Origin of the sequence: Celeribacter sp., from assembly GCF_048266405.1 — a bacterium.
Lineage (GTDB): Bacteria > Pseudomonadota > Alphaproteobacteria > Rhodobacterales > Rhodobacteraceae > Celeribacter.
Map to the genome: position 1 here is coordinate 151,391 of NZ_JBLWZO010000002.1, position 12,802 is coordinate 164,192.

Sequence of the window (12,802 nt, forward strand, 5' to 3'; positions counted from 1 at the left end):
TATTAATGTATTCTTCGCTTTTCCCCAACTGCGCCGCAACAATGTCTTAATTTTCCATGAAATTGTTCTCAATAACGGACAAATTGGAAACATCGAGTATCGCCACCGCCAAGAGTGGCATCGACAAAACATCGGAAATCGAGATGTCGACTGAAGGACTATATGCGAGCTTTTTCGAGCTGACGGAGCGCCCGTTCACGCTTTTACCCGACCCAAGTCTTTTGTACTGGTCGGCACAGCACAAACGCGCGTTCTCCGTGTTGGAATACGGTCTGTTGTCACGTGCGCCCATTACATTGGTAAGCGGAGAAGTCGGCTCTGGAAAAACAACACTGATCCAAGCCCTGTTGAGCAAACGCACCCCGAACCTTGTGATCGGACTGATCTCCAACGCCCAAGGCGGGCGGGGGGAGTTGCTGCAATGGGTTCTCAACTCTTTCGGGATCGACGCGGCCCCCCTCGGCGACAACTATGTGTCCCTGTTCCAACGCTTTCAGGACTTTCTCTTGGAGCAATATGCAGCAGGCAACCGCGTGGTCTTGATGATCGACGAGGCACAAAACCTCTCCGTCGAAGGCCTCGAAGAAATCCGTATGCTCACCAACGTCAATTCCAACAAAGACGAATTGATCCAACTGATTCTCGTGGGCCAGCCAGAATTGCGGGACATCGTATCCAGCCCGCAAATGCGCCAACTGGCCCAACGCATCGCGGCCAGTTTTCACATCGGCCCTCTCGATCACGATTCAACAGGGCGTTACATCGCGCACCGTCTCAAATCGGTTGGCGGAACAGGCGAAGAATTTACCCCCGAGGCCGCGCATTTTGTATTCATGAAAACAGGAGGCGTCCCGCGTCTTGTCAACCAATTGTGTGACCTGTCCATGGTTTACGCATGGAGCGCCGACACCCGCACCGTGACAGAAGCAACCGTACGCAATGTCATCGAAGATGGCCTGTTCCACTACGGTGAACTTGCCGCAGGAGCCGCCGCATGAATAACGAGATCAAGTTCTACGCCGCTCTTCTCTGGCGCAGGCTCCCTTGGTTTTTGTTGATGCTTACCATCTTTGCGATGGTCGGTATTTTGACAGCGATCACCCTCCCTGCGGTCTACGAGTCCCGCGTGCGCCTCATCGTTGAAAGCTCCCAAATCCCGGGACAGCTTGCACAATCGACCGTAGAACTGCCAAAGCAGGAACAGTTGCAACTGTTCGAAGCCCGTCTTCTGACCCGTGAGAATCTGCTTAATGTCGCGCAAAAGCTCGACGTTTTCGCAGGCCAGGCCCAGATGAACCCCGACCAGATCGTCCAGGCCATGCGCGCCAACACCCACGTGAATAGCTCCACAGGGCGTGACGAGGCGACGATCATGACGCTTGTCTTCACTTCACAAGACCCCAACATCGCCGCAGGTGTGTTGAGCGAATATCTGACCTTTATCCTCGAAGAGGACGCGGAGTACCGCTCGGAACGCGCCACGCAGACACAGGACTTCTTTGCCGAAGAAGTTGACCGTCTGGCCGACGAATTGGACATTCAAAGCACGCGTATTTTGGCCTTCAAAAACGAACACGCCGATGCGCTGCCCGAGAGCCTCGAATACCGCCGCGAATTGCTGCTCAACCTGCAAGAGCGCATTGTGCGTAACGAGGATGAGATCGCCTCTCTCAACGATCAAAAAGAGCGCCTCGTTCAGGTCTACGCTGCATCAGGCGAATTCGACACCCCCGCCGCCGTGCGCAATGAGACCGCCGAAGAGCGCCGCCTGCGCGAGTTGAAAGCCCAGTTCGCTGACCTCTCCTCCGTCTATGCGCCCGACAGCCCGCGCATCACATCCCTGCGTAACCGCATTGATATGCTTCAGGCCGCGATCCTGCCTCCCGAAGAGGCCGATAACGCCGAAGAAGAAGTTAGCACAGCCAAACGGATGCTCGACCTCCAACTGTCGGAAATCGACGCGAAAGTGGCCTCTTTGATCCAGAAGAACGAAGAGGCAGAAATCAGAGTTGTCGAGTTGATGGCGTCCATCGAACGCACGCCCGAAATCGGCGCACGGATCGAAACCCTGCAACGCGATTACGACAATACGCAAGAACAATACAACAAGGCGGCCGACCGCTTGGCAAAGGCCTCCACAGGCGAACGCATTGAAACCCTGTCGCGCGGACAGCGTGTTACCGTCATCGAGCAGCCTTCCGTGCCAACCGAACCCACCCGTCCCAACCGCAAGAAAATCGCAGCGGCAGGCATCGGTGCCGGCTTCCTCTTTGGCGCGGCACTCATCGCTCTGCTTGAAGTGCTAAGCTCCGCGCCCAAACGGTCCAAGGATCTCGTAAATAGCATCGGCATCACGCCAATTGCCACCATCCCCTACACCCGCACGCAAGGCGAACTGGCATGGCGTCGGGCCAAAGTTGCACTCGCGTCCTTCTTCGTTGGTACCTCGATTCCAACCCTGGTCTGGGCTGTGCACACCTACTACATGCCCGTCGATACGATTGTTCGCAAAGTGCTTGAAAAAACCGGGCTGATGCTCTGAGGAGAACGCGTCATGGAAAACCTACAAATCGCCATCGAAAAGGCCCGCGCCATCCGTCAGGAACAGGCAGCACTGGCTCAGATGCCCACCGCCGTGGCCTCCACAGTGGAGCAGAACTGGAATGCTTTGCCCGAGTTGGAGATTGATCCCACCACTCTGATCGCCAAGCGTGTCATGACGCAAAAGAGCAATGTTCATTCCAGTCATTACGACATGTTGCGGACCCGCATCCGCGATCAAGCCAAAAAGAACAACTGGCGTCGGATCGCCATTGTCTCTGCTGGCCCACAGGTCGGGAAAACCACAACCTTGACCAACCTCGCCTTCTCGTTCGGTCGTCTGCCCTATCATAAAACGATGGTGTTTGATTTCGATCTGCGCCGTCCGTCGCTTCAGACGTTGCTCAATCACCATCCGACAACCCAGATCGATGACGTCGTTGAGGGACGCACACCGTTCGAGGCGCATTGCTGCCGCGTGGGCGAGAACCTTGCCTTCAGTTTGAATGCGCAACCGGTTGCTAATTCTGCCGAGCTTTTGCAGTCCGATGGCATGAGTGATTTTCTTTCTGGCGTACAGGATATCTATGAGCCCGAGCTGATGCTCTTTGACACGCCGCCACTTTTGGCTGCCGATGACACGCGCGGTTTCTTGTCGAATATTGATGCCGCCCTGCTGATCGTCGAGGCAGAGCGCACCCCCATCGACCAGATTGACGTGGTGGAACAGCAGTTGTCGGAATTGACCAACGTGCTTGGCGTTGTGCTCAACAAATGCAACTACCCCGACCCGACATCGACAGCGAACTACGAATACTACTGAACGGGCAAAGCCTTACTTGTATTCGATCAGCCCTGAAGGGCGCTTGAACGCCTTGCGCACATGGAACTCCAACGCGCCGCGGGCCTCTGCGAACTTGGAAATGGTCAGCAACCACGCCTCCGCAAAGGCTGCCTTCGTCCCGCCCCGTTTGAGTGCGAGACGCAGGATTTGTGCGGGATAGATCAAGACAAGCCCCAGCGCCCAAATCGTCCCGAACATAGCGATGATCAGGATCATCACGGGCAAGGCATAGCCCCAAACTAAAGCTCGCAATGTCTGCGATACGAAATGCCGCTCTGGCGTTTTCCCATGCATATGGGCCCCTTCGGCATAGGCGTATCCCGCACGGCGCGCCCGTTTCCAGAACTGTGAAAACCGCGTGATGTCTGCATCGTGGCGCGTCATCTCTGCGTCAATCCGAACCACGCGCCACCCTTTGGCCCGCAACCGCAGACACAACTCCGGCTCCTCGCCAGCGATCAAGTGCGGATCATATCCACCAACCTCATCAAGAGCGGCCATGCGCATCAACGCATCACCACCACAGGCAAGCGCCTCGCCCACAGGCGTATCCCACTCACGGTCACATTGGGCATTGTAGATGCTGGCTTCAGGCGCACGTTCGCGGCGCCGCCCGCAGACCACCGCCACTTCTGGGTTGGCACGCAAATACGCCGCCGCGACGTCAAGCCACCCTTCTACAACTTCGCAATCCCCATCCACAAATTGCACGAACTGCGCCCCGCCCATGTCGCGCAAACGGTCAAGGCCCGCGTTGCGCGCCCGTGCTGCGGTAAAGGGGCGTTCCATATCAAGTGCGACAACCTCGGCCCCGCGCATTCGCGCAGCCTCAACCGAGCCGTCGGTGGAGCCGCTATCGACATAGATGACCGTGGTCACCGACACCAACGAGTCAAGACATTCGATCAACCGCGCCCCTTCGTTGCGCCCAATCACGACAGCGGCCAGTTCGATCATGTCGCGTCCTTCATTTCACCAAAAATTAGACCCGAAGCTTGCGGAAAGTGTTCTTCTAGTCTCTGAGCATCAGCCGCAAAAATAGGCTCTAACCTGCGTCGTTCTGCGTCGGACAATGCGGGGCGTGACTGCATTTGCCGCTTCGCCTTCAACCCGTCCCGCACCACCTTGGGCACCAGGGTCCGACGCAGGGTTTGCGCCACGGGATTATCGAAAACAAGGCCATGCAAGGGAAAGCGTTTAATGCGTTCGCTAGAGGCATTCATCCGCCCCAAATCATCGCGCCACACCATTCCAGTCCGCCCGATAAAATCCCCCACGGTGGCAAGCACCTCATGTGGGTCCGTCTTCATCTCTTCCATCGTGAGCAGCAAGATCGCGTCTGCGCCAAAGGCCTCGACCCACGGCGTTACCTGTTTTCCATAGAGACTATACTCGACCAACTCAGGATGTTGGCGCAACGCCTCGTCAAGCGAACAGGTTATGACACCTTGCGTCCATTCATGGATGTAATGCGAGACGAGACGAGCCATCGGATCACGCACCATATAGATCAGTTTGGGGCGCAATCCTGTTGCCTTCAGGCGGGCGATGGTCTGCGGATGGGTCGGCAATTTGGTGTAATGGGTCGAGGCCTCAACCGTAATGTCGCCCACGTGCGCACCCGAAAACAGCGCCTCGTACCACGCAGTGCCCTTGGCATAGATGTCGTCGTCGGAAAAGAAATTCGGCTCTTTGGGCTGCGTCAGAAAGACACCATCCTGCGCACCAAGCTGCGCGGCCAAAGTGCTTGTCCCGCACTTCATCGCGCCGATGATGATCACATCCGGACCGATCATTTGCGCTGACCTCCCATGCGATCCCCTAGTGGCGTGCGGAAATTGATCCAGATGTCGCGGGCCTCTTTGGCCACGGTACGCGGATATGATCCGCCGACAACGACCCGCGCCGCAGCGATAAGACGCCCCAGATGCCACAAAAGGTTCGCTGCAAGCAAACCGCTGCGCCCATAGGCTTTGTAAAACAGCCGTGAGCGCGAAGCGTAGTAATAGGCAGGCAGCCGTTTACGCGCCGCGCCCAATTTCTTGACAGGCGCACTGCCACCACGGAAATGCACAACGCGGGCGTCCTCGACATAGGTAATCGACCATCCTGCGCGGGTGGCAGAAAGACAGTAATCGGTGTCTTCGAAATAGAGGAAAAATCCCTCATCCATCGGGCCAACAGCCTCAATGACCTCGCGCCGAATGGCAATTGCCGCAAAACTCGCCCAACCGATATCCGCGTCAGAGGGTGACATCTCCAAAGGTTGATCGTGAAGCCTAAAGAAACGCGCGACGATCCCCGTCTGCGCCGCACGGATCAACTCCGTCACGGGGGTCGGCATCCGAAAGCAGCTGACCTGAACCTCACCGTCCTCGCCCTCAAGCCGCGGGGCAAAAAGACCAACTTTGGGCTGGATTAGGGTCTGTTTTAACAGTTCATCCAGACACCCGTCGCGGAGCAAGGCATCCGAGTTGAGAACAAAATAGAGCTCAGCGTCAAAGGCCGCGAAGGCTTGGTTATGCCCCCCCGAAAACCCCGAATTGTCAGGGGAGCGGAGAAGCGACACGGGCGTGCCTGCGGGTTGCGCTTCGATCCATGCGGCGATCTGATCGGCGGAGCCATCGCCCGATGCATTGTCAACCACGACGACATGCCCATGAATGTTCGACAGTTGCGCCAGCACCGATTGCACACAGGCGATCGTCATATCACCCGTGCGATAATTGATGATCGACACGACCAGTTGATACCTGTCGTTTTCCGCCACACTGCGCCCCATTTCCCGTCTCCATTGCCCAACTGCTACAGGCTTCGTTTTTGTTTTGTTAACCTTATAGCTGTGACTTCGACGACGCAAAGAGAGAACTCTTGGGGTTTTAAGACAAAACTTATGGCGTGATCATCCTGTCGCGCCTATCGTGTGGGCAACGAGCCGAATGCCGCCACTCTGGCGAGCATTGGCCACCAAGAGAGCAGAGCACCCACAGGACCGATGCCCAATATCATCGCCTATATCATGCTGTTTTTCTGGCCCGTGATTTCATGGGGCTTTTTCCGTGCGTTCGACATTCCCAAAGCGGTCATTCTGACCATCGTTCTGGGCTATCTGTTTTTGCCCGTCGAACCCGCAATCGACCTGCCGCTCCTGCCGCCGTTGGACAAGGCTTTTGTTCCGAGCCTCACCGCCCTTCTGTTCGCATGGTTATTCTCATCCAAGGAAGCAACAACAGATGACATCGCGTCCCGCCGAGCGGCCGCACCTTCGACCACATCCGCCCAGTTGCGCCCGCAAACGCCCGATGGTGAACCCGAGCCCTGGCGTAAGCCACGGCGTAAATCGCGCACCAATCTGATGATCCTCGTGCTCATCGGCATGACCCTTTTCGGTTGTTGGCTCACCTATGCCGCCAATACCACACCCATCAAACTGCCCGAGGAAACCCTCCCCGCGCTACGACCCTATGACGCCGCGTCTATGGCGCTGTCGATTACCGTGCAGCTATTGGCGTTTTGGGTCGCCCGCAACCATCTACGCACCCCTGAGGCACAGATCGCCTTGCTGCGGGTTCTGGTCTTTTCCGCGCTCGCCTATTCACTTCTTGCCCTGATCGAGCTGCGCCTCAGCCCGCAGCTCAACAACTGGATTTACGGGTTCTTCCCGCATGAATGGCGGCAACACATCCGCAACGGCGGCTACCGCCCGATCATCTTTCTGACCCACGGTTTGCGTGTTGGTATGTTCCTCTCCCTTGGCATCATGGCGGCCGCCCTTTTGGCGCGGACCAGTGAAAAACAGGCGCGTTGGAAATGGCTGGCCGCGTGTCTATGGCTGTTTGTCATCCTGTTTTTGTCAAAGAACCTCGGAGCTGTGTTGATCACTGTGATCTTGCTGCCTGTGCTGCTGTTCTTCTCGCCGCGCCTGCAAATTCTCACCGCTGCGGCAATATCCATTCTGGTTCTGTTCTACCCCATCGGACGCGGAACGGACCGCATCCCTGTCGAGCGCATGGTCGCGGTGATGGAGGCCCTTTCCCCCGAACGCGCATCCTCGTTTCAATACCGCCTCGACAATGAGGCCATCTTGCTAGAACGCGCCAACCTCAAACCGTTAACGGGGTGGGGCGGCTACAACCGCTCACGGGTTTACGATGAGTGGGGCAAGGACATTTCCACCGTCGACGGGCAATGGATTTTGGTTATTGGCACCTACGGGTGGATCGGTTTTCTTGGGCAGTTCGGCCTGTTGTGTCTGCCTGCCCTCTTGATGTGGCGAATGCGCAAACGGCTCAAGGTTGATCTGCTGCTCACTGGCTCGGCGGTTTTGCTCGCGGGCAATCTTGTCGATCTCATTCCGAACTCCTCCGCCGTGCCGCCACTATGGCTGATGGCAGGGGCAATGTGGTCGCAGATCGACAATCGTCGCTTGGCCTTTAGTGGCGAATTGCCCCTGCGCCAAGAGACCCGTCGCGCCGTTGTGTCTACCCGTCGCACCAAATTTGTGCCCCGTCGGAAATGAGCCTAAATAGAGCCTAATCCTGCCAAATATAGCCTAGTTTTCAACCTCGCTTTGAGGGAACTGCATCACGCCAGAAGCAAAGCGTAACCGCTCTATACGGCGCAGACTCTTGATCCCGTCCGGACCAGAAATCTGATGCCCCTGCGCGGTGACTGTGATCGCATAAGCATCCCGAACACCGTTCAACACAACCTCGTCCACGCCCTCTCCACCGTCGATATGATCCACACCACCGCCGCTGTGGAACACATCATCTCCGCGCCCTCCGACCAAGATATCTGCGGCATCAGTGCCTGTGAGCGTCACACCGCTATGCGGTCCGATCCGCGTCACACCATTGAGAAAACACGCACAGGGCTGCGCATCCCACCACGGTTGGGATGTAGTGTTTCGGTAATCGAGCAACCGCGCCCGTGGCGTCTCATCCCCGACAAAGGCGCGCGCACCCCAGCTGCCGTACCACGCGGGAAGCGACACCGCGTTATAGTGCATCACTGGCCCATCCGCGACCGCCGCCCACGCCTCCCATACCTGATCATAAAACGCTTCCATATCCTCGCTTCGCATATAATCGATCAGGAAAACATCCACGGGATCGGCATCGCGGCGACCGCCCGTTGCGAAATGGATATGCTGCCCGCCCTCATAGGCCACCAAGCGCAAGCCGTGTTTATGCACCAAGGCCGCCTGATCACGCCAAAGTCGCGCGACATGGGGCAGACCGCTTGTTTGCTCCGGATCAAGAAGCCGCGCCCGCATCCATGCCCGCGCGTCCTTAAGCCCCTGTTTGAGCTTAGCCGCCAATTCATCTCGCGCCGCCTCATCACGCAGAACATGTCCGCCAAAGTAACTTGCAATCGCGACCTCCTCGAAAACCTCGCGCGGATCGACATAGGTATCCGGCTCCATCCGCTTCCAGATTGCGGGCGTCAAAATCCGCTCGACCTGATCCACACTTATCGCCTGTCCCGCGATGACATTGATCAGCCGCGCCTGAGCCTGTGCACCGAACACCTCTTCCCAAATGCGCGCCGTTTCGACCGCTTTCTTGGTGTAGTAGCCATGGACAGCGGGCGTGCCCCACGCGGCCTGCGCAGCGTCCTTTACCGCCTTGTGTTGGGCAAAGGCCCCGTTCCACACCTCGTTTGAATACTCCACCCGCACAGGCAAACGCGGATCGAGATGGTCACGCACATAAGTTGCGAAGGCACGGTTGAAGTCTGGTGTTGCCCCATGCGGCATCGTGAACCACGGCTCCGCGCCGATCTCGTTGGCTAGGCGCACCATCGTCTCCACGGAGACGCTCCACCCCATGCCCCGCGCGGTGTCTCGCGGCATGTCGGACCACGCGGACATGGGCGACCCGTTGGTGCCCATCCAGTCCATAAACCTGATCTGGCGGGCGTCTTTGATATGCGCCAGCCACGCAGGCGAGAAGACAGCGCCCGCCTCGAACAGGGCAACATGTTCAGCCCGCATCAACGTGATATTGCGAATGTAATTGCCCGTGCCCTGCGGATCGGCCGCGGTAATGTCTATGCCAATATATGCGCCACGACGATTGGCGAACCGGATGTATCCCGCACCCCGTGACAAAACCTCTGCATCGCCTTTCACGGCAATCTCACCTGCCCCGTCAAAGCGCAATTCATAGACGCCGCGGCGGGTCGCGGCCACGCCGTCGATGGCCTGTTCGTCCCATGCAAAGATCGTGCCGATGGCGGTCACATCCTCGGGCAACCACATCGGCCACCCATCCGCGTCGAACACGCCTCGCGCCACGAGATCCTCATGTTTGAGCGCTGCCCATGTGCGCCCCGCATGTCCGACCCAAGGACGGGCCACGCGCATCAGATCAATAAAGGGTTGTGCTGATCCCCAATCGCGTGGCGCGGAGAGATTGTAGGCCAAGGTCGGATTGTCCAAGCCCGTCCCGCGCGAGACAGATCCCGCTCCGTCCGCCTGCGCCGTACCTGCCATATGGGCAATACAGAGCGCGAGGCCGATGGCGTATCTCAGGGCTTTCAACATTGTCTCGCTCTCAATTGGAATGTTTGCGCAGTGTAGCAAAGCCGCCCATGGCCGCCAGAGCCCTGTGGCACGGCCAAGCCAAAATCGGCAAACCTGCGTCTTTTGCAACACCTCGCCGCGATTGCACGCCCCGTTGAACCGACCCTATTCCCGCAGGCCCCCGTTTTGATGTAGCGTGAGCAAAACGGCCCACAGAGGCCGCAAGAGCAAGGCCATTCAGGTGACACATTTCACGTTCAAAGTCGCACCCGTCGCGACGCCCGCCCGCGCATGATCGCTCGCGTGACCTCACATATGCGCGGCGAGGGGGTTAAGGCACGCTCGCTGCGCGCGGCTCTCATGGCGGTTGCCAATGTGGTCGGAAACAATGGATTGCGGTTGATCTCCAACCTGATCCTGACCCGCCTTCTGTTCCCCGAAGCCTTTGGCCTCATGGCCCTCGTTCAGGTGTTTATCTACGGGCTGCAAATGTTTTCCGATCTGGGGATCAACGCCTCGATTGTGCAAAGCAAACACGGCGACGATCCACGTTTTTTGCACACGGCATGGACGCTTCAGGTGATGCGTGGCGTGCTGTTGTGGATCGTAGCTCTCGGTCTCGCGATCCCCGCCGCCGCTATCTATGACGAGCCGCAATTGCGTCAGCTTCTCCCCGTGGTCGCCCTGTCGGTGATCATCGGCGGGTTCCAACCCTCGCGGGTGATGCTCGCCTCTCGCCACCTGAAACTCGAACGCCTCACTATTATCGACCTATCCGCGCAACTTCTTGCCATCACTTTGATGCTCATCGCCGCATGGTGGTGGCGCTCGGTCTGGGCGCTGGCCTTTGGCGCGGTGATGACGGCAACCCTGCGCACAACCTTTCAAGCGCTCTTTCTCGACGGCGACAAAGATCGCTTTCGCTTGGACCGCGCCGCAGCCCGCGAAATTTTGGGCTTTGGTGCATTCATTTTCTTTTCCACCATCGCGACATTCGCCGTCACAATGGGCGGACGCGCCATCCTCGGCGCCCATATTGCCACCGACCTTTTGGGCATTTTCTCCATCGGCTTCATGCTCGCCGCCCTTCCCGATCTCGCAACCACGCAAATCGCCCGCCGCGTCCTGTTTCCGCTCTACCGGATCAAGCCGCCAATCGAGAGCGCCGAAAACCAAAAGAGCTTATTTCGTGCCCACCGCATGGTGGCGGGTCTGGCCATCACAATGACCATCATCCTGGCCTTTGTCGGCGTCTGGCTTGTCGATGTGCTTTACGACACACGCTATGCGCTCGCAGGGCCGATTGTTGTGCTGATCTCCTTCGCTTCCGTGCCCGCCTACGCCGTGATCGGGTCGCAAAACGTCTTGTTGGCGAGCGGAGACAGCCGCCGCTATTTCTTCCTGCAGTCGACCATGGCCGTGGCGATTATTGGATTTACCTATATCGGAGTGACGCGTCTGGGCGTTGTTGGCGTTCTCTTGGCTCCCGCCCTCGCGAACCTGTTGATCTATCCCTTCCGCGCCGCCCTCACCGCACGCTACAAAGCGTGGGACCCTCTCGGCGAATTGGGTCTCATGGCGCTCGGATTTACCGCCACAGGATTAGCCGTTTGGCTGCACTGGGAGGCGATCATCGCCCTGCTTTAGGGTCGCAATCGGACGGGCAATTGTCCGTCTAGCACTCCCTCAAAAATCTCACCGATCCACGCGCCTTCACGAGCCAAATCAAACTCGGCCTCGACCGTTTCACGCCCCGCCTCACCCATACGTGCGCAGAGGTCTGGATCGGACAAAAGCGTGTCTAACCTTGCGCAAAGCGTATCCAGATCGCCCGCAGGAATGGTGAAACCCGACACACCATCTTCGATCAATTCGCTGACACCGGCAACGCGACTTGCGACCACAGGGATGCGGCTCGCCATGGCCTCCATCAACACCACAGGCACGCCCTCGGCAAAGGAGGGCAGCACGAGCATATCCGCCTCATTCAACAGCGCCGTGACCTCATTCGATGCGCGATAGCCAAGGAACGTCACGCTATTCCTCAACCCAAGATCACGAGCTTGCACCTCAACCGCCGCCCGTGACGGACCATCACCCACAATGGTCAATGTCGCATCGGGATGGTCCTGCGCAATCCGCGCCATCGCATCGAGCAACAGCGGCACGCCCTTCACAGGATCAAGACGCCCGACAAAGATAATCCGCTTGCCGCGCGTCACCCGCGGGGCGGTGCCATAGGCCTCGGGCGTCACGCCACAGTGGACGATTTTGAGCCTGTCCCAATGTGCAGGGTCAGAAAAATACATCGCCTGCGAGCGACAGAAATGACTGATGCAGGCGACAAAAGACGCCCGTGCGATTTTCTCATCGATCCGCCAGTGCATCGGCTCGAAGAAGATCGCAGGACCATGCATAGTCATGGAAAACGGGATGCCCGACATCTCGGAGGTGAGCATTGCCACGGATGCGCTTGAGTTGGCAAAATGGTTGTGGATGTGGCGCACGCCCTTTTCGTGTAGGTGACGCGCCAGAACGCCAGCCTCCAAGAAATAGAACAGCTGCCAAAGCGCCGCTTTCACCCCCGCAGGGCGGGTTGTCCACGCCAATCGCGCCGCCCGCGCCCATGATTTCGCATCGCGTTTAAGCGCCCAGATATGCGCGCCGATCAATGTCGCAGGGTTCTTTGCAGCCTCAAGGACGCCAAAGGTGTTGCGCGCCTCGTCATGTTGCACAGCGCCCACCACGTCCTTGGCCTCCGCGCGACGAATAGTGCAGGCCTCAACCGTCCACCCATTCCCGCGAAGGGTCTCAATCTCGCGCTGAATAAACGTGTGAGAGACTTTGGGATACTCTCCCGTAAGATAGGCAATCGGCTGTTTTGTCAT

General features: G+C 58.0%; 10 protein-coding genes. 5 read left to right on the forward strand and 5 right to left on the reverse strand.

All coding sequences use genetic code 11. From position 1 onward, the window contains the following. Positions 1 to 56 precede the first annotated feature (56 nt). From ACN0TS_RS05525 to ACN0TS_RS05535, 3 genes are read left to right on the forward strand one after another with little or no spacing between them, the layout of a single operon-like run. The gene (locus ACN0TS_RS05525; RefSeq protein WP_417258339.1) at positions 57 to 998 is read left to right on the forward strand and encodes an ExeA family protein; all 942 of its coding nucleotides are present in this window, start codon (positions 57 to 59) and stop codon (positions 996 to 998) included. Then, entirely contained in the window at positions 995 to 2,542 is a 1,548-nt protein-coding gene (locus ACN0TS_RS05530; protein WP_417258340.1) for a GumC family protein, read from the forward strand. Before ACN0TS_RS05525 ends, ACN0TS_RS05530 begins: the two co-directional genes overlap by 4 nt. 12 nt (positions 2,543 to 2,554) lie before the next feature. Beyond that, positions 2,555 to 3,364: a CpsD/CapB family tyrosine-protein kinase gene (locus tag ACN0TS_RS05535; protein WP_417258341.1), complete on the forward strand. Its 810-nt coding sequence runs from the start codon at positions 2,555 to 2,557 to the stop codon at positions 3,362 to 3,364. A 12-nt stretch (positions 3,365 to 3,376) separates the two neighbouring features. Here the strand turns inward: ACN0TS_RS05535 and ACN0TS_RS05540 are convergent, their stop codons facing one another. From ACN0TS_RS05540 to ACN0TS_RS05550, 3 genes are read right to left on the reverse strand one after another with little or no spacing between them, the layout of a single operon-like run. Further along, positions 3,377 to 4,342, reverse strand: coding sequence for a glycosyltransferase (locus ACN0TS_RS05540; RefSeq protein WP_417258342.1), 966 nt, complete (start codon positions 4,340 to 4,342; stop codon positions 3,377 to 3,379). After that, the gene (locus tag ACN0TS_RS05545) at positions 4,339 to 5,181 is read right to left on the reverse strand and encodes a sulfotransferase family protein (RefSeq protein WP_417258343.1); all 843 of its coding nucleotides are present in this window, start codon (positions 5,179 to 5,181) and stop codon (positions 4,339 to 4,341) included. The genes ACN0TS_RS05540 and ACN0TS_RS05545 overlap by 4 nt, the downstream gene beginning before the upstream one ends. Next, positions 5,178 to 6,167: a glycosyltransferase family 2 protein gene (locus tag ACN0TS_RS05550; RefSeq protein WP_417258344.1), complete on the reverse strand. Its 990-nt coding sequence runs from the start codon at positions 6,165 to 6,167 to the stop codon at positions 5,178 to 5,180. The genes ACN0TS_RS05545 and ACN0TS_RS05550 overlap by 4 nt, the downstream gene beginning before the upstream one ends. 213 nt (positions 6,168 to 6,380) lie before the next feature. Between ACN0TS_RS05550 and ACN0TS_RS05555 the strand changes: the two genes are divergently transcribed. After that, positions 6,381 to 7,904 (forward strand): O-antigen ligase family protein, encoded by a 1,524-nt coding sequence (locus tag ACN0TS_RS05555; protein ID WP_417258345.1) that lies wholly within the window; start codon positions 6,381 to 6,383, stop codon positions 7,902 to 7,904. Between the two features lie 33 nt (positions 7,905 to 7,937). Here ACN0TS_RS05555 and ACN0TS_RS05560 read toward each other — a convergent pair whose 3' ends face one another. After that, positions 7,938 to 9,935: a hypothetical protein gene (locus ACN0TS_RS05560; RefSeq protein ID WP_417258346.1), complete on the reverse strand. Its 1,998-nt coding sequence runs from the start codon at positions 9,933 to 9,935 to the stop codon at positions 7,938 to 7,940. Positions 9,936 to 10,217: 282 nt separating this feature from the next. Here ACN0TS_RS05560 and ACN0TS_RS05565 point away from each other — a divergent pair, with 282 nt between their 5' ends. Further along, positions 10,218 to 11,561: an oligosaccharide flippase family protein gene (locus ACN0TS_RS05565; protein ID WP_417258347.1), complete on the forward strand. Its 1,344-nt coding sequence runs from the start codon at positions 10,218 to 10,220 to the stop codon at positions 11,559 to 11,561. On the opposite strand, the gene ACN0TS_RS05570 is transcribed toward ACN0TS_RS05565, so the two are convergent. Next, positions 11,558 to 12,802, reverse strand: coding sequence for a glycosyltransferase family 4 protein (locus ACN0TS_RS05570; protein WP_417258348.1), 1,245 nt, complete (start codon positions 12,800 to 12,802; stop codon positions 11,558 to 11,560). The genes ACN0TS_RS05565 and ACN0TS_RS05570 overlap by 4 nt on opposite strands.

What these genes read in the sequence shown, in the direction of transcription:
- ACN0TS_RS05545 (WP_417258343.1), bottom strand. Translation starts at nt 5,181, where the DNA reads ATGATCGGTCCGGATGTGATCATCATCGGCGCGATGAAGTGCGGGACA.
- ACN0TS_RS05535 (WP_417258341.1), top strand. Translation starts at nt 2,555, where the DNA reads ATGGAAAACCTACAAATCGCCATCGAAAAGGCCCGCGCCATCCGTCAG.
- ACN0TS_RS05525 (WP_417258339.1), top strand. Translation starts at nt 57, where the DNA reads ATGAAATTGTTCTCAATAACGGACAAATTGGAAACATCGAGTATCGCC.
- ACN0TS_RS05560 (WP_417258346.1), bottom strand. Translation starts at nt 9,935, where the DNA reads ATGTTGAAAGCCCTGAGATACGCCATCGGCCTCGCGCTCTGTATTGCC.
- ACN0TS_RS05570 (WP_417258348.1), bottom strand. Translation starts at nt 12,802, where the DNA reads ATGACAAAACAGCCGATTGCCTATCTTACGGGAGAGTATCCCAAAGTC.
- ACN0TS_RS05540 (WP_417258342.1), bottom strand. Translation starts at nt 4,342, where the DNA reads ATGATCGAACTGGCCGCTGTCGTGATTGGGCGCAACGAAGGGGCGCGG.
- ACN0TS_RS05555 (WP_417258345.1), top strand. Translation starts at nt 6,381, where the DNA reads ATGCCCAATATCATCGCCTATATCATGCTGTTTTTCTGGCCCGTGATT.
- ACN0TS_RS05550 (WP_417258344.1), bottom strand. Translation starts at nt 6,167, where the DNA reads ATGGGGCGCAGTGTGGCGGAAAACGACAGGTATCAACTGGTCGTGTCG.
- ACN0TS_RS05530 (WP_417258340.1), top strand. Translation starts at nt 995, where the DNA reads ATGAATAACGAGATCAAGTTCTACGCCGCTCTTCTCTGGCGCAGGCTC.